Annotated in this window: 18 protein-coding genes; 10 read left to right on the top strand and 8 right to left on the bottom strand. The window is 73.6% G+C overall.

Annotation, left to right across the window (positions count from 1 at the left end; translation table 11 throughout):
• A partial coding sequence (locus ACIQWR_RS28250; protein ID WP_404015037.1) for an alpha/beta hydrolase fold domain-containing protein occupies positions 1–532 on the top strand: 532 nt, incomplete at its 5' end.
• A 337-nt stretch (positions 533–869) separates the two neighbouring features.
• Positions 870–1,637 (top strand): class I SAM-dependent methyltransferase, encoded by a 768-nt coding sequence (locus ACIQWR_RS28245; protein WP_404015072.1) that lies wholly within the window; start codon positions 870–872, stop codon positions 1,635–1,637.
• Positions 1,638–2,049: 412 nt separating this feature from the next.
• Here ACIQWR_RS28245 and ACIQWR_RS28240 read toward each other — a convergent pair whose 3' ends face one another.
• The 3 genes from ACIQWR_RS28240 to ACIQWR_RS28230 are packed head-to-tail and all read right to left on the bottom strand — an operon-like array spanning position 2,050 to position 5,053.
• Positions 2,050–3,024 (bottom strand): acyl-CoA dehydrogenase family protein, encoded by a 975-nt coding sequence (locus tag ACIQWR_RS28240; RefSeq protein ID WP_404015034.1) that lies wholly within the window; start codon positions 3,022–3,024, stop codon positions 2,050–2,052.
• Positions 3,024–4,178: an acyl-CoA dehydrogenase family protein gene (locus ACIQWR_RS28235; RefSeq protein ID WP_404015031.1), complete on the bottom strand. Its 1,155-nt coding sequence runs from the start codon at positions 4,176–4,178 to the stop codon at positions 3,024–3,026. Before ACIQWR_RS28235 ends, ACIQWR_RS28240 begins: the two co-directional genes overlap by 1 nt.
• The gene (locus tag ACIQWR_RS28230) at positions 4,178–5,053 is read right to left on the bottom strand and encodes an enoyl-CoA hydratase (RefSeq protein WP_404015028.1); all 876 of its coding nucleotides are present in this window, start codon (positions 5,051–5,053) and stop codon (positions 4,178–4,180) included. The genes ACIQWR_RS28235 and ACIQWR_RS28230 overlap by 1 nt, the downstream gene beginning before the upstream one ends.
• Before the next feature lie 62 nt (positions 5,054–5,115).
• On the opposite strand from ACIQWR_RS28230, the gene ACIQWR_RS28225 reads away from it, so the two are divergent.
• From ACIQWR_RS28225 to ACIQWR_RS28200, 6 genes are all read left to right on the top strand, one after another.
• On the top strand, positions 5,116–6,264 hold the full coding sequence (locus ACIQWR_RS28225) for an acyl-CoA dehydrogenase family protein (protein WP_404015026.1): 1,149 nt from the start codon (positions 5,116–5,118) through the stop codon (positions 6,262–6,264).
• Positions 6,261–7,049: an SDR family oxidoreductase gene (locus ACIQWR_RS28220; protein ID WP_404015024.1), complete on the top strand. Its 789-nt coding sequence runs from the start codon at positions 6,261–6,263 to the stop codon at positions 7,047–7,049. The genes ACIQWR_RS28225 and ACIQWR_RS28220 overlap by 4 nt, the downstream gene beginning before the upstream one ends.
• 42 nt (positions 7,050–7,091) lie before the next feature.
• On the top strand, positions 7,092–7,703 hold the full coding sequence (locus ACIQWR_RS28215) for a TetR/AcrR family transcriptional regulator (RefSeq protein ID WP_404015022.1): 612 nt from the start codon (positions 7,092–7,094) through the stop codon (positions 7,701–7,703).
• Between the two features lie 20 nt (positions 7,704–7,723).
• Positions 7,724–8,881: an acetyl-CoA C-acetyltransferase gene (locus ACIQWR_RS28210; protein ID WP_404015019.1), complete on the top strand. Its 1,158-nt coding sequence runs from the start codon at positions 7,724–7,726 to the stop codon at positions 8,879–8,881.
• A gap of 228 nt (positions 8,882–9,109) precedes the next feature.
• Positions 9,110–9,313: a cold-shock protein gene (locus tag ACIQWR_RS28205; RefSeq protein WP_330329894.1), complete on the top strand. Its 204-nt coding sequence runs from the start codon at positions 9,110–9,112 to the stop codon at positions 9,311–9,313.
• Positions 9,314–9,413: 100 nt separating this feature from the next.
• Positions 9,414–11,099, top strand: coding sequence for a DEAD/DEAH box helicase (locus ACIQWR_RS28200; RefSeq protein ID WP_404015017.1), 1,686 nt, complete (start codon positions 9,414–9,416; stop codon positions 11,097–11,099).
• A gap of 70 nt (positions 11,100–11,169) precedes the next feature.
• Here the strand turns inward: ACIQWR_RS28200 and ACIQWR_RS28195 are convergent, their stop codons facing one another.
• Genes ACIQWR_RS28195 through ACIQWR_RS28175 form a run of 5 tightly spaced genes read right to left on the bottom strand, consistent with a single transcriptional unit; the run spans position 11,170 to position 15,648 of the window.
• On the bottom strand, positions 11,170–12,135 hold the full coding sequence (locus ACIQWR_RS28195; protein ID WP_404015015.1) for a tyrosine-protein phosphatase: 966 nt from the start codon (positions 12,133–12,135) through the stop codon (positions 11,170–11,172).
• Between the two features lie 30 nt (positions 12,136–12,165).
• The gene (locus ACIQWR_RS28190; protein WP_404015069.1) at positions 12,166–13,215 is read right to left on the bottom strand and encodes an NAD(P)H-dependent flavin oxidoreductase; all 1,050 of its coding nucleotides are present in this window, start codon (positions 13,213–13,215) and stop codon (positions 12,166–12,168) included.
• 44 nt (positions 13,216–13,259) lie between these two features.
• The gene (locus ACIQWR_RS28185; protein WP_404015012.1) at positions 13,260–14,030 is read right to left on the bottom strand and encodes a CoA-transferase subunit beta; all 771 of its coding nucleotides are present in this window, start codon (positions 14,028–14,030) and stop codon (positions 13,260–13,262) included.
• Entirely contained in the window at positions 14,027–14,893 is an 867-nt protein-coding gene (locus ACIQWR_RS28180) for a CoA transferase subunit A (protein ID WP_404015010.1), read from the bottom strand. The genes ACIQWR_RS28185 and ACIQWR_RS28180 overlap by 4 nt, the downstream gene beginning before the upstream one ends.
• Positions 14,890–15,648 (bottom strand): enoyl-CoA hydratase family protein, encoded by a 759-nt coding sequence (locus ACIQWR_RS28175; protein ID WP_404015008.1) that lies wholly within the window; start codon positions 15,646–15,648, stop codon positions 14,890–14,892. The genes ACIQWR_RS28180 and ACIQWR_RS28175 overlap by 4 nt, the downstream gene beginning before the upstream one ends.
• 56 nt (positions 15,649–15,704) lie before the next feature.
• On the opposite strand from ACIQWR_RS28175, the gene ACIQWR_RS28170 reads away from it, so the two are divergent.
• Positions 15,705–16,469 (top strand): SDR family oxidoreductase, encoded by a 765-nt coding sequence (locus ACIQWR_RS28170; RefSeq protein ID WP_404015005.1) that lies wholly within the window; start codon positions 15,705–15,707, stop codon positions 16,467–16,469.
• Between the two features lies 1 nt (position 16,470).
• Positions 16,471–17,382 (top strand): SDR family oxidoreductase, encoded by a 912-nt coding sequence (locus ACIQWR_RS28165; RefSeq protein WP_404015002.1) that lies wholly within the window; start codon positions 16,471–16,473, stop codon positions 17,380–17,382.
• Positions 17,383–17,433 lie beyond the last annotated feature (51 nt).

Raw genomic sequence — 17,433 nt, 5'->3', positions numbered from 1 at the left:
CGACGCCCTGACCGTGCTGCTGTGGGCCCGTGCCCGGGCCGGCGAGCTCGGCTGCGACCCCGCCGCGGTGGTGGTCGCGGGGGACTCCAGCGGGGCCAACCTGGCCGCCGTCACCGCGCTGCGCGCGCCCGGGCTCGTGGCGGCGCAGCTGTTGATGTACCCGCCGCTGGACGCCTCGATGGCCTCCGCGTCGGTGGAGACGTACGCCCGCGACCACTTCCACACGGCCGCGCACATGAGCTGGTACTGGGAGAGCTACCTCGGCCCGGCCGCGGATCCGGCGCACCCGTACGTCTCGCCGCTGGCCGCCGCGGACCTGGCCGGGCTGCCACCGGCGCTGGTGGTGCTGGCCGACTGCGACGTGCTGCGGGACGAGGGACTGGCGTACGCGCGGCGGCTCGCGGCGGCGGGGGTGGAGTGCGAGGTCCGGCTCTTCCCCGGCGTCTTCCACGGCTTCCTGGGCACCCCGCTCCCGGCCGCGGCCGCGGCCCTGGCCGGGGCGGCCGAGTGGGTGGCGCGCAGGGGCACTTAGGGTCGGGGAGATGACGACTACGACGACCTTGTGGCGGCCTACCGGGCCCGTCGAGCTGGAGCTGGTGGCGGCGGCCGACTGGCGGGCCTGGCCGCCGCGGCTGCCCGAACAGCCGATCTTCTACCCGGTCATGAACGAGGACTACGCGATCCGCATCGCCCGCGACTGGAACGTCGAGCACGACGGGGCGGGCTTCGTGACCCGCTTCGAGGTGGACACGGAGTTCCTCGCCCGGTACCCGGTCCAGCGGGCGGGCGGGGAGACGATCCTGGAGCTGTGGGTGCCGGCGGAGGAGCTGGCGGAGTTCAACGCGCACATCGTCGGGCGGATCGAGGTCGTGCACGAGTTCCGCGGTGCGCGGGATGCCGGGCCGGACCATGTCCGAGACCGGGCGAGGTCCTTCGACGGCGCCGCCGCGCTGTACGGGGCCAACCGGCCCGGGTACCCGCCGGAGCTGTTCGACGCCGTCGAGGAGCTGACCGGGCGGTCGCTGGAGGGGGCGCGGGTCGCGGACGTGGGGGCCGGGACCGGGATCGCCAGTGCGCTGCTGCGGGAGCGGGGGGCCCGGGTCGTCGCCGTCGAGCCGGGTGACGGCATGGCGGCCGAGCTGCGGCGGAGGCACCCGGGGATACCGCTGGTGCGGGGGGACGGGGACCGGCTGCCGCTGGCCGACGGGGCCTTCGACCTGATCACCTACGCCCAGGCGTGGCACTGGACCGATCCGGGCCGCTCGGTGCCCGAGGTGCGGCGGGTGTTGCGGGAGGGCGGGGCGCTGGCCCTGTGGTGGAACGACCTGGACCCGTCCGTGCCGTGGATCGCCGAACAGGACGGGCGGGTGGCGGCCTTCCTGTCGGCGCAGCCGGGGGTTCCGGCGCGGGGGTTGCCCGAGGGGCTCGGCTTCGTGACGCGCGAGGTGCGGTGGGGGCGGCGGATCACGGTCGACGCGCATCTGGCGAACCTGGCCAGTCACTCGGCCTTCCTGGTCCTGGGGGCCGGGCCCACCGCGGACTTCTGCGCGGCCGAGCGGGCCCGGCTGCTGTCCCTCTTCCCCGACGGCCTGATCGACGAGCCGTACGTCGTCACCCTGTCCGTCGCCCGCCCCTGACCCGGGCCCGCGCCGCGCCTCAAACGCCGGCGGGGCTGATTTGGCCGGGGCCACCTCCAGCCCGTCCGGCGTTTGAGGACAGGCCCTGGGCCACTTACAGCCCGTCCGGCGTTTGAGGACGCGCCCTGGGCGGAGCCCGGGGGTCGGGGCTCGGATTCCGGGTGCGACCCGTCGTCCCGGGCTCCGCCCGGACCCGCGCCTCAAACGCCGGCGGGGCTGAATCGGCCGGGCCCAGCTGCCCGGCGGGGCTGAATCGGCCGGGCCCGGCTGTCCGGCGGGGCTGAATCGGCCGGGCCCGGCTGTCCGGCGGGGCTGGATCGGCCACTTCCAGCCCGTCCGGCGTTTGAGGACACCGTTCGGGCGGAGCCCGGGGGGCCGGGCCGTATCCAGCCCGTCCGGCGGTTGAGGACGGTCAGCCGGGCAGGATCTCCGCTCGGCAGGTCGACGGGGTGCCCCAGGCGTCGCGGAGGGGGCGGGCCTTGCGGAGCCAGAGGGAGAGGTCGAGTTCGTCCGTGTAGCCCACCGCACCGTGGACCTGGAGCGCGGTCATGGCCGCCCGGTGGGCCGCCTCCCCGGCGCGGACCTTGGCCGCCGCGATCTCCCGCGGGTCCAGGCCGAGCGCCGCCGCCCACACCAGCGGCCGCGCGAACTCCAGCCCGATCAGCGTGTCCGCCAGCCGGTGCTTGACCGCCTGGAAGGACCCGATGGCCACCCCGAACTGCGTGCGCTGCTTCGCGTACTCCACGGTCCGCGCCAGCAGCGCCTCGCCCACCCCCAGGCACTGCGCCGCCGTCAGCAGCCGCGCCCAGCGCAGGGCGGTCGCGGCCGCCGCCGTCACCTGGGGGCCCGAGGCCAGGAGTTCGCCGCCGGGGGAGGGCAGCGAGAGGCGCCGGGCCGGGTCCAGGGAGGCCAGCTCCGCCCCCGGACCGGCGGCCAGGCGCAGCTCTCCCCCCGGCGAGACGGCGAAGACGTGGTCGGCCGCCACGGCGTCCACGGCGTACGGACCCCCGCCCGGCAGGACGAGCGTCGCCACCGCCCCGCCCGAGACCAGGCCCGGTACGAACCGCTTCGCCAACGCGTCGTCCCCCAGATCCGACAGCAACGCCACCGCCGCCGCCGTCTCCACCAGCGGCCCCGGTACCGCCGCGCGCCCCAGCTCCACGAAGCCCAGGGCCAGTTCGACGGGGAGCGGGCCCAGCCCCTCGTACTCCTGCGGCGCCGCCAGCGCGAGCAGCCCGGTGTCCGCGAGCCGGGACCACAGGGCCCGCCCGGGCCCGTACGTCCCGGCGGACCAGGACCGTACGACGGCCGGCACGTCCGCGGCGCCCAGCAGCGCGCGCAGGGTGCGGGCGAAGTCCGACTGCTCGTCGGTCGGCAGGAAGCGCATCAGCGGCGGCCCTTCGGGAGGCCGAGCAGCCGCTCGGCGATGATGTCGCGCTGGATCTCGTTGGTGCCCGCGTAGATCGGCCCGGCCAGCGAGAAGAGCCACGGCTCCGCCCACGGCCCGTCCGCCAGCTCCGCGTCAGCGCCCAGCAGGTCCAGCGCGCTCTCGTGCAGGGCGATGTCGTACTCGCTCCAGAACACCTTGTTCAGGCTCGACTCCGCGCCGATCGTCTCGCCCGCCGCGAACCGCGAGGCGTTGGCCCAGGTGAAGAGCTCGTAGGCGCGCGCCCCGATCACCGCGTCCGCGACCCGGTCGCGCAGCGCGGTGTCCGTACCGCCCTCGGCATCCGCCCGCTCCCGCCACAGCGCGGTCAGCCGGTCCGCCGCCGCCAGGAACCGGCCGGGGGAGCGCAGGGTCAGCCCGCGTTCGTTGCCCGTGGTGGACATCGCGATCCGCCACCCCTGGCCCGGCTCGCCGATCACGTCCTCGTCCGGCACGAACACCCCGTCCAGGAACAGCTCCGCGAAGGCGGGCTTCCCGTCCAGGCGCCCGATGGGTCGTACGGTCACCCCCGGGGCCCGCAGGTCGAACATCAGGTACGTCAGCCCCTGGTGCGGCTTGGGCGTGCCCGCCTCCGTGCGGAAGATGCCGAAGGCGCGGTCCGCGAAGGCCGCCCGCGAGGACCAGGTCTTCTGCCCCGAGAGCAACCAGCCGCCCTCGGTGCGCTCCGCGCGCGAGGTCAGCGAGGCGAGGTCGGAGCCGGACTCCGGCTCCGACCAGGCCTGCGCCCAGATCACCTCGCCGCTCGCCATCGACGGCAGGACGCGGGCCCGCTGCGCGGGGCTCGCGTGGTCGAAGAGGGTGGGGGCGAGGAGGTTGATGCCGTTCTGCGAGACCCGGCCCGGCGCCCCGGCGGCGAAGTACTCCTCCTCGAAGACCAGCCACTTCACGATGTCCGCGCCCCGGCCGCCGTACTCCTCGGGCCAGGACACCACCGACCAGCGGTCCGCCGCGAGGAGGCCCTCCCACTCCCGGTGCGCGGCGAAGCCCTCGGCGCTCTCCAGCGAGGGCAGCGGCCGCGCGGGCACGTGCGCGCGCAGCCAGTCCCGGGCCTCGCCCCGGAACGCGGTCACTTCCGCCGTGTGGGTCAGGTCCATCAGCGCCTCGCCTCCTTCATCGCCGCGATGTTCATTCCGCCGAGCGAGTCGGCCGCCGTCTCCGCGTTGTGCGCGTGCGCCAGGTGGTGCAGGCCGAAGACGGAGTCCATGCCGCTGTGCAGGCCCTGGAGGTCCTCGGCCTGGTTGACGGCCCGCTTGGTCAGGGCCAGTCCGAAGGCGGGCATCTCGGCGATCCGCCGGGCCAGGCGGTCGGTCTCGGCCGCCAGCTCCGCCCGGGCCACCACCCGGTTGACCATGCCGACCTCGTACGCCCGCCCCGCGGGCATCCGGTCGCCGGTGTAGAGGAACTCCTTGGCGATCCGCGGGGGCATCGCCCACGGGTGCGCGAAGTACTCGACCCCGGGGATCCCCATGCGCACGACCGGGTCCGCGAAGAAGGCGTCCTCGCTCGCCACGATCAGGTCGCACACCCAGGCCAGCATCAGCCCGCCCGCCACGCACGCGCCCTGTACGGAGGCGATCACCGGCTTCGGCAGTTCCCGCCAGCGGCGGCACATCCCCAGGTAGACCTCGGACTCGCGGGCGAAGCGCGACTCGGCGCCGGCGCGGCCGGTGTGGTCCCACCACAGGCCGGCCCGCCGCTCGAAGGGGAGGTGGGCGTCGCGCCCGGGGGTGCCGATGTCGTGGCCCGCCGAGAAGTGCTCGCCCGCGCCGGCGAGGACGACGGCCTTGACCTCCGGGTCGTCGGCGGCGCGGTAGAAGGCGGCGTCCAGGGCGTAGGTCATCGCGCTGTTCTGCGCGTTGCGGTAGCGGGGGCGGTTCATCGTCACGTACGCGACCGGGCCGCGGCGCTCGTAGAGCACCGGCTCCGGCTCCGGCGCGGCGGGCGCGCCGTCGGTGGGCTGGGCGGGCATACGACTTCCATCCTTCACGAGCGACCTTCCCTAACAAGTGTTTGGTAGGTTAACGTACGGCCATGAGCAGCGTCGAGGAGTTCCGCACCGAGGTTCGGGAGTGGCTACGGACCCACCTCACCGGCGGGTTCGCGGCGCTCAAGGGGCGCGGCGGACCCGGCCGGGAGCACGAGGCCTTCGCCGAACGCCTCGCCTGGGAACGGCACATGGCCGCCCACGGCTGGACCTGCGTCGGCTGGCCCGTCGAGCACGGCGGCCGCGGAGCGAGCACCGAGCAGCAGATCGCCTTCCACGAGGAGTACGCCCTCGCCGACGCCCCCGCCCGGGTCGGCCACATCGGCGAACAGCTCCTCGGCCCCACCCTCATCGCCCACGGCACCGAGGAGCAGAAGCGGCGGTTCCTGCCCCCGATCCGGGCCGCCCGGGAGCTGTGGTGCCAGGGCTACAGCGAGCCGGGCGCCGGCTCCGACCTCGCGGCCGTCCGCACCCGCGCCACCCTCCGGGGCGGCGCGTGGAGCATCGACGGCCAGAAGACCTGGACCTCGCTGGCCCACGAAGCCCAGTGGTGCTTCGTCCTCGCCCGCACCACCCCCGGCTCCCGCCGCCACACGGGCCTGTCCTACCTACTGGTCCCGCTGGACCAGCCCGGCGTGGAGGTCCGCCCGATCGTCCAGCTCACCGGCACCAGCGAGTTCAACGAGGTCTTCTTCGACGGCGCCCGCACCGACGCCGCCCACGTCGTCGGCGCGCCGGGAGCGGGCTGGGCCGTCGCCATGGCCACCCTCGGCTTCGAGCGCGGGGTCTCCACCCTCGGCCAACAGGTCGGCTTCCGGCGCGAGTTCGACGCCCTCGTCGAGGCGGCCCGCGCGTGCGGCGCGCTGGCCGACCCGCTGCTGCGCGACCGCCTCGTCCGGGCCCGGATCGGCCTGGACGCCCTGCGCGCCGCCGCCCTGCGCCCCGACACCGCGCCCCCGCTGGCCAAGCTCTCCTGGGCGCGCTGGCACCGGGACCTGGGCGAACTCGCCATGGACGTGCGCGGAGCCGCCTCCCTCCTCGCGGCCGGGGACGCGGGGGACCCGTACGACCTCGACGACTGGCAGCGGCTCTTCCTCTTCTCCCGGGCCGACACGATCTACGCCGGCTCCGACGAGATCCAGCGCACCCTCATCGCCGAGCGGATCCTCGGCCTTCCCAAGGAGGTTCGGGCATGAACGCCACCGCTCCCCGGTACGTCGCCGGGCACGGCCTGCTCAAGGACCGTGCGGCCGTGATCACCGCGGCGGCCGGCGCCGGGATCGGCGGCGCCACCGCCCGCCGCTTCCTGGAGGAGGGGGCCTGCGTGGTCATCAGCGACGCGCACGCCCGCCGCCTCAAGGAGACCGAGCAGGCGCTGGCCGCCGACTTCGGGGCCGACCGGATCACCTCCCTGCCCTGCGACGTCACCGACGAGGAACAGGTCCGGGCCCTGTTCGCGCTCGCCGAGGAGCGGCACGGCGGCCTGGACGTCGTCGTCAACAACGCCGGCCTGGGCGGCACCGCGGCCCTCGTCGACATGACCGACGAGCAGTGGACCAAGGTCCTCGACGTCACCCTGAACGGCACCTTCCGCTGCACCCGCGCCGCGATGCGCTCCCTGCGCGCGGCGGGCACCGGCGGGGTCATCGTCAACAACGCCTCCGTCATCGGCTGGCGGGCCCAGGCCGGCCAGGCCCACTACGCCGCCGCCAAGGCCGGGGTGATGGCGCTGACCCGCTGCGCGGCCCTGGAGGCGGCCGAGTTCGGCGTACGGGTCAACGCGGTCGCCCCCAGCCTGGCCATGCACCCGCACCTGGTGAAGGTCACCAGCGAGGAGCTCCTGGACGAACTGACGGCCCGGGAGGCCTACGGGCGCTACGCCGAGCCGTGGGAGGTCGCCAACGTCATCGTCTTCCTGGCCAGCGGCTACTCGTCGTACATGACGGGCGAGACCGTATCGGTCAGCAGCCAGCACGCGTAGTGCGATGAGGAGCGCGGGGACTGCTGGGACCACAATGGGCGCGTGCCAACGAACCAGAAGAAGCAGGTGACGGCCTCGCCGGAGCGCCGACGGGAGCTCCTCGACACCGCCGCGGAGGTCTTCGCCGCCCAGGGCTACAACGCCACCACCGTCCGCAAGATCGCCGACGCCGCCGGGATGCTCGCCGGCAGCCTCTACTACCACTTCGATTCCAAGGAATCGATGCTCGACGAGATCCTCTCGACCTTCCTGAACGAGCTGTGGCAGGGCTACGACAGCGTGCTCGACGCCGGGCTCGGCCCCAGGGAGACCATCGAGGCCCTCGTCACCGAGTCCTTCCGGGAGATCGACCGGCACCGCGCCGCCGTCGCGATCTACCAGAAGGAGTCCCGGCACCTCTCCGCGCAGCCCCGCTTCCACTACCTCTCGGACTCGCAGGTCAAGTTCGAGAAGGCGTGGTTGGGGACGCTGGAGCGGGGGGTCGCCGCCGAGGTCTTCCGGGCCGACCTGGACATCCGCCTCACCTACCGCTTCGTGCGCGACACGGTGTGGGTGGCGGCGTCCTGGTACCGGCCGGGCGGCCAGCACAGCCCCGAGGAGATCGCCCGCCAGTACCTCTCGATGGTGCTGGACGGGATCGCGCTCCGTACCTGAACCCTCACCTAGGAGTCCCGATGCCCGAGGCCTACATAGTCGACGCGGTACGCACCCCCGTGGGCCGGCGCGGAGGAGGGCTGTCCGGGGTCCACCCGGCCGACCTCGGCGCCCACGTCCTGCGCGCCCTCGTGGAGCGCTCCGGGGTGGACCCGGCCGCCGTCGAGGACGTGGTCTTCGGCTGCCTCGACACCGTGGGCCCGCAGGCCGGCGACATCGCCCGGACCGCCTGGCTGGCCGCCGGGCTCCCCGAGGAGGTCCCCGGCGTCACGATCGACCGCCAGTGCGGCTCCTCGCAGCAGGCCGTCCACTTCGCCGCGCAGGGCGTCCTGTCCGGCACCCAGGACCTGGTGGTCGCGGGCGGCACCCAGAACATGTCGATGATCCCGATCGCCTTCGCCTCCCGGCAGGCCGCCGAACCGCTCGGCCTCACCGAAGGCCCCTACGCCGGCTCGGCGGGCTGGCGCGCCCGCTACGGCGACGCCCCCGTCAACCAGTTCCACGGGGCCCAGCTCATCGCCGCGAAGTGGGGCATCACCCGCCGCGACATGGAGGAGTTCGCGCTGCGCTCGCACCAGCGGGCCCTGCGCGCCATCGACGAGGGCCGCTTCGCCCGGGAAACGGTTCCCTACGGTGACGTCCGCACGGACGAGGGCCCGCGCCGGGACACCACCCTGGAGAAGATGGCGGGGCTCAGGCCCGTCGTGGAGGGCGGCACCATCACCGCGGCCGTCTCCTCCCAGGTCTCAGACGGCGCGGCCGCGATGCTCATCGCCTCCGAGCGGGCCGTCGCCGAGCACGGCCTGACCCCGCGGGCCCGCATCCACCACCTCTCGGTCCGCGGCGAGGATCCCATCCGCATGCTGTCCGCACCCATTCCCGCGACGGCGTACGCATTGAAGAAGACCGGGATGTCCCTGGACGACATCGACCTGGTCGAGATCAACGAGGCCTTCGCGCCGGTCGTCCTCGCCTGGCTGAAGGAAACCGGAGCCGATCCCGAACGGGTGAATGTGAACGGCGGAGCGATCGCGCTGGGCCACCCGCTGGGGGCCACCGGGGTCAAGCTGATGACGACCCTGCTGCACGAGCTGGAGCGCACGGGGGGCCGCTACGGGCTCCAGACGATGTGCGAAGGCGGAGGTCAGGCCAATGTGACCATCATCGAGCGGCTCTGACCGACGGCGCTCCCCGGAGGCCCTCCGGGGAGCGCCGAGAGCGACACGGGCGACGTGGGTCACACACTCGGATCAGGGCTTCGCGGTCTTCCTGTGGTACGTTGGAGACGTTGCAGTTGTGGTACCCATGAACTTTATGTGCGCCTGACGGGATTGCTCCTCAGGCGCTTATTTTGTTTCCGGCATCTTCCGGATGGGGCCCTTGCCACCTATTCAGGAGATTTAAAAATGGCACTTGGCACCGTGAAGTGGTTCAACTCGGAAAAGGGCTTCGGCTTCATCGAGCAGGACGGCGGCGGCCCGGACGTCTTCGCGCACTACTCGAACATCGCCACCCAGGGCTTCCGTGAGCTCCAGGAGGGCCAGCGCGTGTCCTTCGAGGTCACCCAGGGCCAGAAGGGCCCGCAGGCCGAGAACATCCTGCCTGCCTGACGCTCTTCGCACGGCCGGGGTCCGCACCGTGAGGTGCGGGCCCCGGCTTGTGTGTTGTTCGTCCAAAAGTTTTCTGCCGGTTCCAGGAGGGCTTTCCCGCATGACCAGCTCCAGCTCCGCACGTCCCAGCCGCCGTCCCGTCAGGGGTCGGGGTGCTGCCCAGGGACGTCCGAAGGCTGGCGGCGGCCGGCCCAAGGGCGGTTCCGCCCAGCCTGCCCGGCCGCAGGAATTCACCATGCCGGACCCGATCACTCCGGCCCTCCCTCCGGTGGCCGCCTTCGCGGACCTCGACATGCCCGCCGCGCTGCTGAAGACCCTCGCGGCCCAGGGTGTCACCGAGCCGTTCCCGATCCAGGCCTCCACCCTCCCGAACTCCCTCGCGGGCCGCGACCTCCTCGGCCGCGGGCGCACCGGATCCGGCAAGACCCTCGCCTTCGGCCTGGCCCTGCTGGCCCGTACGGCCGGCCGCCGCGCCCAGCCGAAGGCGCCGCTCGCGCTGGTCCTCGTACCGACCCGTGAGCTGGCCCAGCAGGTGACGGACGCGCTGACGCCGTACGCCACCGCCGTGAACCTGCGCATCACCACCGTCGTCGGCGGCATGTCGATCAACCGGCAGTCCGGCGCCCTGCGCCGCGGCGCCGAGGTCCTCGTCGCCACCCCCGGCCGCCTGAAGGACCTCATCGAGCGCGGCGACGCGATCCTCGACCAGGTCTCGATCACGGTCCTCGACGAAGCCGACCAGATGACCGACATGGGCTTCATGCCGCAGGTCACCGCGCTGCTCAAGCAGGTCGAGCCCGGCGGTCAGCGGATGCTGTTCTCCGCGACCCTGGACAAGAACGTCGACAAGCTCGTCAAGATGTTCCTGGTCGACCCGGTCTCGCACTCCGTCGACCCGTCGGCCGGCGCCGTCACCACGATGGAGCACCACGTCCTGTACGTCATGGACGAGACCGACAAGAAGGCCGTGGCCACGCGTATAGCTGCTCGTGACGGCCGGGTGATCATGTTCGTCGACACCAAGCGCGGGGTCGACCGCATGGTCAAGAAGCTCCTCGCGGACGGCGTCCGCGCCTCCGGCCTGCACGGCGGCCGCTCGCAGCCGCAGCGCAACCGCACCCTCGACTGGTTCAAGACGGGCGAGGTCACCGCGCTGGTCGCCACCAACGTCGCGGCCCGCGGCATCCACATCGACGACCTCGACCTCGTCGTCAACGTGGACCCGCCGGTCGACCACAAGGACTACCTGCACCGCGGCGGCCGTACCGCCCGCGCCGGTGAGTCCGGCAGCGTGGTCACCCTGGTCCTGCCCGAGCAGAAGCGCGAGATGACCCGACTCATGTCGGACGCGGGCATCAACCCCCGCACCGCGCAGATCCGCTCCTCGGACGAGGAACTGGTCCGCCTCACCGGCGCCCGCGTGCCCTCCGGCATCCCCGTGGTGCTCGAAGTGCCGCAGCCCACCCCCGCCAAGCCGCGCACCGCGGCCAAGAGCGGCGGCCAGGGTGGCGGCCGTCGCCGCTCCGGCGCCCCGCAGGGCGGCGGCGCGGGTTCGGCCTCGGGCGAGCGTCCGCGCCGCGCCCGCGGCACGGCCTCGGTCTCCGCGACCTCCGGTTCCGGCGCGGGCGGCCAGGGCCGCCGCAGCGGCGGCTCCGGTGCCGGTGGCGGTGGCGGCGCGTCGACCCGTACCCGCGGCGGTGGCGCCCAGGGCGCGAGCCAGGGCTTCGGCCAGGGCCGTCGCCGCGCGACCGGCGGCGGCGCCGGTTCGGGCCGTCCCAGCGCCTGATCGATCACGTGAGAAAACGCCGGGCGGCGCACACACTGTGCGCCGCCCGGCGTTTTCGTATGCCCGCCCGCTACGAGCGGACCAGCTTGACCTGGAGCTTCGCCAGGGTCCGCAGGTCCAGCCCGAGGCCGTCCGTCAGGTAGCCGTAGAAGCTGCCGTAGTCGGCCTCCAGCTGCGCCGTCGCCGTGTCCAGGTAGTCCTGGCGGACCTCCTGGAGCGGTATCAGCAGGTCCGGGTCCTGCATCCGGCCGGACTGCTTGAGCCCCGCCCGGACCTGGGCGTCGTAGGCGGCCCGGAAGGTGTTCGAGGCCAGGTAGTCCTGCTCGGCCGTGGCCGTCGGCACGGCCAGCGCCCGCAGCAGGACGTAGCTGAGCCAGCCCGTCCGGTCCTTGCCCGAGGTGCAGTGGTAGAGCAGCGGCCCCTGCTTGCCGTCCGAGATGTCCCGCAGCGTCGCCGCGAACTGGGCCCGGCTGTCCGGGTTCGTGACGAAGGTGCGGTAGACCTCGCGCATGTAGGCCTCGGCCCGCCCGCCGCCGAGCATCTGCTCCTGCTTGACCGGGTCGCCGGTGGCGATCGCGCCCACCAGGAACCCGTACAGGCCCCGGTCGCTGACCTGGCGCGAGGTGGAGGTCAGCCCCGCCGGCAGCCGGTCGGCCCCGTCGTACTGCACCTCCATGGGAATGCGGAAGTCGACGACCTTCGTGAGGCCGAGACCGGAGACCGTGGTGAGGTCCGCGTCGGTCAGCTTGCCGAGCGCGTCGGCGCGGTAGACGAGCCCCTGGCGGACCTGGCCGCCGAGGAGGGTGCGGTACCCGCCGATGTCACGGACGTTGACCGCGCCCTGGAGCGGGATCCGGCGGATCGTGTCCGCCGGCTGCTGGGGGTGCTGCGGGTACTGGGGGTGCCGGGCCGTGGTGGGGGCGGTGGCCGGCGTCGGCGCGGCGTTCGCGGCGTACGCGGAGGCCGGGAGGGTGCCGACGGCGAGCGCGGAGAGAAGCACTCCGGTCGCCGCCAGGCGGATTCGGGCACGGCTCATCGGTGCGACTCCTGAAGGGGAGAAGGGGGATCACCCTGCCGGAGGCAGGGCGCGGAGCACTGCGTGTGCCTCGGCCATGACGCGGGTGACGAGCTCCGCACAGGACGGAAGGTCCTCGATCACGCCCGCGACCTGGCCCGATGCCATGACGCCGAGGTCCGTACGGCCCTCGACCATGGACGCCTTGAGGAGCATGGGGGTGTTGGCGGCGAGCAGGACCTGGCTCCAGGACAGGTCCTTGCCGTGCTTCATCGCGAGCCCGTCACGGACCATCTGCGGCCAGCTCAGGCCCGAGATCCGGCGGAAGGACGCCGCGTGCCGGACCGCCTTGGCCAGCGCCCGGGTACGGCCCGCCCGCTCCAGCGCGACGACCAGCTCGCTGCGCAGCATCCGGTGCGGCAGCCCGTCCACGGCCGTGGTCACCGTGACGTCCTTGACACCGGCCGCCAGGTAGCGGGCCTTGACCGGGTCCGGGACGGTCGAATCGGAGGTCAGCAGGAACCGGGTGCCCATCGCGATGCCGGCCGCCCCGAAGGCGAGGGCCGCGACCAGGCCGCGCCCGTCGTGGAAGCCGCCCGCCGCGATCACCGGGATGTCCACCGCGTCCACCACCTGCGGCAGCAGTACGGTCGTCGCCACGTCCCCGGTGTGCCCGCCGCCCTCGCCGCCCTGCACGATCACCGCGTCCGCGCCCCAGGCCGCGACCTTCTCCGCATGGCGGCGGGCCCCGATGGACGGGATCACCACCACGCCCGCGTCCTTGAGCCGTGCGATCAGCTCCTTGGAGGGCGCCAGCGCGAAGGACGCGACCCGGACCCCCTCGTCGATGATCAGTTGGGCCCGCTCGGCCGCGTCGCCGGCGTCGGCCCGCAGGTTGACCCCGAAGGGCGCCCGCGTACGGGACTTGACCTCCCGCACCGCGCCGCGCAGCTGGTCGACGGTCATCGTCGCGGAGGCGAGGATGCCGAGCGCGCCCGCGTTGGCGGCGGCGGACACCAGGCGCGGCCCCGCGACCCAGCCCATGCCCGTCTGGACGATCGGGTGCTCGATGCCGACGAGCTTGGTGAGGGCGGTCTCCATGGGGCGGGGTGCCGTCGGGCCGCTGTCCGTCGCGGCGCTCTCCATCACGCCGGTACCTCGCGCAGCCGGGTGGCGCGGGGGTCGAGTTCCTCGCGGATCAGGCGGAGTTCGGCGGCGCTGGGCTCGCGGGTGTACGTGGGCGGATCGGTGGCTCCGATGAGGTCGAAGCCGGTGGCGGCGCGGGCCTCTTCGACGCTCACCCCCGGGTGCAGGGAGGCGATCCGCATGGACCGGTCCGGGGTCTCGAAGTCGAAGACCCCCAGGTTGGTCACCACGCGGGGGATGCGGTGGAAGCGGGTCGCGGAGGGGCCGGCCGCGGCGGCGCGGTCGTAGCCCACGCCCGAGACCATGTCCACGTGCTCGACGAAGACCCGCGAGGAGTGCTTGGGGATCCAGTAACTGACCGGATTGTTAAGGGTGTTGACGGGCGCGCCGCGGACGCCGAGCAGCTGGCGGGCGGGCTGCTCCCAGTCGCCGATGCAGGAGATGTTCTGGTTGCCGAACCGGTCGATCTGGCTGGCGCCCATCATCACGTGCCGCTTGCCGCCGGTGACCATGGCCAGGTGCTGGCGGTAGGGCAACCAGCCCTCGGTGGAGCCGTCCGGGCCGACCAGGAACGCCTCGCCGTTGGTCAGCAGCAGGTCGGGGGAGAAGGTGCGGCGGGCGAGGCGGGCGCCGATCGAGGGGATCAGACCCATGGGGCTGGCGAGCACCTCGCCGTTGTCCCGCCAGGCCTCGGCGCAGGCGATCGCGCAGTAGTCGGCGCGGGTGGGGGGTTCGGGGGTGGTTGGTTCGGGAGTGGCTGGGGTGGTCACTTCTGCTGCTCCTCGTGCCAGGCCTGGACGGCGGACTGGTAGGCCTTCTCGTTGCCGGACAGGAAGCGGGCGGTGAACTCCGCCCAGGCGGCCGGGTCGGCGGCGGCGGCGACGTACGCCTTCTGGAAGGGCTCGTCGCGCTCGTAGTCGGGGGCGCAGGTGGTGAAGTGCGCGCCGTTCGGGGTCTCGACGACCCCGGTGACCGAGTGCCGCTTGAGGAGCAGGGTCTGCGGGGCCGCCCCGCGGGTCAGCTCCGCCGTCTCGACGAGCCGCTCGCAGGAGACGTACGCGCTGTCCACGGCCTCGCAGAAGAGGTCGTCGAAGTAGGGGTCGGGGCCCAGGTACTGGCCGTTGCCGGTGCGGTCGGCGCGGTTCACGTGGACCAGGGCCGCGTCCATGCGCAGGGCGGGTACGGCGACGAACTCCTCGCCGTCGGCGTAGGGGGAGGTCACCGTGCGCAGTTCGGGGTTGACCCGCATCACGTCGGAGCCGAGGCCCGCCCGGACGGGCAGGAAGGGCAGCCGGTTCGCGGCGGCGGTCAGCCCCCACATGAACATGGCCTCGTCGATCTCGGTGAGGGCGAAGGCGCCGCGCTCGCGGGCGGCCCGGAAGTGCGGTTCCAGGGGAATGGAGTCCAAGGTGGTGAAGGCGGCCACCAGCTTGCGGATCTTCCCGGCGGCGGCCAGCAGGCCGACGTCGGGGCCGCCGTAGGAGATGACGGTGAGATCGGTGATCTCCGACCGGAGCAGCGCTCTGACCAGGGCCATCGGCTTGCGCCGCGAGCCCCAGCCGCCGATCCCGATGGTCATTCCGCTGCGCAGTCGTGCGACCACCTCGTCGGGGGTCATGGTCTTGTCGGTCATGAGCGTTCCTCGCCTCCGAAGGTGTCGCGGACCCGGTCGGCGACCCCGCTGAGATTGGCCTCGAAGGTGAAGCCCTGCTCGAAGCGGTAGCTGCGCCGGACGTCCACGGGGTCGATGCCGTTGATGGCCGCCTTCGCCAGGCGGATGAGGTAGCCGTCCTTGAGCGCGATCTCGGCGGCGAGCTCCAGGGCCGCCGCGCGCAGCCCCTCGCGCGGGACCACCTTCCAGACCGAGCCGTGCGCGTGCAGCTCGGCGGCCGTGGCGGTGCGCGAGGTGTAGTAGAGGGCGCGCATCAGGTGCTGGGGCACCAGCCGCGAGAGGTGGGTGGCCGCGCCGAGCGCGCCCCGGTCCAGCTCCGGCAGCCCGAAGGTGGCGTCGTCGCTGGCCACGATCGCGTCGGCGTTGCCGACCAGGCCGATGCCGCCGCCGAGGCAGAAGCCGTGCACCGCGGCGACCACCGGCACCTCGCACTCGTACACGGCCGCGAAGGCCTCGTAGCACCCGCGGTTGGCACCGATCAGCGCGCCGTGCCCGCCGTGCGCGGTGTCGCGCTGCATCTCCTTGATGTCGACGCCCGCGTTGAAGCCGCGACCCTCGGCCGCCAGCACCACGCACCGGACCTCGGGGTCGCGGCCCGCGGCGCGCAGGGCGTCGGCGAGGTCGTACCAGCCCTGCACGGGAAGGGCGTTGACCGGTGGGAAGTCGACTGTGACGAGTGCGATGCCCTTGCCGGGGCTTGCGGTGGAGACACCCATGAGCGGATCAGCTACCTTTCCACCAAACGTTTGTTAGGGGAGGAAGGTAGCAGCCTATGGAGCTGGACGGGAGGGTGGTCGTCGTCACCGGCGGCACCCGGGGCGTCGGCGCCGGCATCGCCCGGTCGTTCCTCGCGGCGGGCGCGCGGGTCGTCGTCTGCGCGCGCCGCCCGCCGGAGGAAGCGGTGCGGGTGGACGGCCGAGAGGCCCACTTCGCCGCCGTCGACCTGCGGGACCCGGTGGCGGTGGGGGAGTTCTTCAGGGCTGTCGCCGAGCGGTACGGGCGGCTGGACTGCCTGGTCAACAATGCGGGCGGGACGCCGTACCGCCTGCTCGGCGAGGGGGAGTTGGAGCGCCATGCGCGCGTGATCGCCCTCAACCTGACCGCGCCGATGACCGCCTCGCTCGCCGCGTACCCGTTGCTACGGGCGGCGGGCGGCTCCGTCGTCATGATCGGCAGCGTCAGCGGCACCCGCCCCTCGCCGGGCACCGCCGCCTACGGGGCCGCCAAGGCGGGGCTGGAGAACCTGGCCCGCTCGATGGCCGTCGAGTGGGCGCCCGAGGTGCGGGTGAACACCCTGGTCCTGGGCATGGTCCGCACCGAACTCTCCCACCTGCACTACGGGGACGAGGACGGGATCGCCGCCGTCGGCGCGACCGTCCCGCTCGGCCGGCTGGCCGAACCCGCCGACGTGGGCGCGGCGGCCGTCTTCCTCGCCTCCGACCGGGCCGCGTACGTGAGCGGCGCGAGCCTGCTGCTGCACGGCGGCGGCGAACGCCCCGCCTTCCTGGACGCCGCAACCGCCAACAAGGAGACGTGACATGGGACTTGCAGAAGACCGGGTAGTGATCGTGACGGGTGCGGGGCGGGGGTTGGGCCGGGCCCACGCGCTGGCCTTCGCGGCGGAGGGCGCGCGGGTCGTCGTCAACGACCTCGGGGTGGGCCTCGACGGGCTGCCGGGGCCGGACGCCCCGGCAGCGCTGGTGGTGGCGGAGATCCGGGCACTGGGCGGCGAGGCGGTGGCCCACGGCGGCGACATCGCCACGACGCAGGGCGCGGCCTCGCTGGTCGAGTGCGCCCTGGACGCCTTCGGACGGCTCGACACCCTGGTCAACAACGCGGGTTTCCTGCGGGACCGGATGCTCGTGAACCTGGACGAGGACGACTGGGACGCGGTGATGCGGGTCCACCTCAAGGGGCACTTCCTGCCGCTGAAGCACGCGGCCGCGCACTGGCGGGCCGAGGCGAAGGCGGGGCGGCAGGTGGCGGCCCGGGTCGTCAACACCTCGTCCGGAGCCGGCCTGTTGGGCTCGGTCGGGCAGGGCAACTACAGCGCCGCGAAGGCGGGGATCCTGGGCATGACGCTGGTCGCGGCGGCGGAGATGGGCCGCTACGGGGTCCAGGTCAACGCGATCGCCCCGGCGGCGCGGACCCGGATGACGGAGGAGACCTTCGCGCAGACCATGGCCGCCCCCGCCGCCGGAGCCTTCGACACGATGGCCCCGGAGAACGTCTCCCCCCTGGTCGTCTGGCTCGGCTCCGACGCCTCGGCCGGAGTCACGGGCCGCGTCTTCGAAGCGGAGGGCGGCCGCATCACGGTCATGCAGGGCTGGCGCCCGGGCCCGACCGCTGACCGCGGGGCCCGCTGGTCCCCGTCGGAGGCGGGCGAAGCGGCGTCGAAGCTCCTGGCGGCGGCGGAGGCGCCGCTGGGGGTGTACGGGGCGTCGGGGTAGCGGCGGGGGCTGGCACTGCCTCCGGCGGGCCCTCAATCGCCGGGCGGGCTG

Source organism: Streptomyces sp. NPDC098789 (assembly GCF_044759975.1).
Classification (GTDB): domain Bacteria; phylum Actinomycetota; class Actinomycetes; order Streptomycetales; family Streptomycetaceae; genus Streptomyces.
The sequence above is the reverse complement of the archived record's forward strand: the minus strand, read 5'-3'. Positions and strand labels throughout refer to the sequence as shown.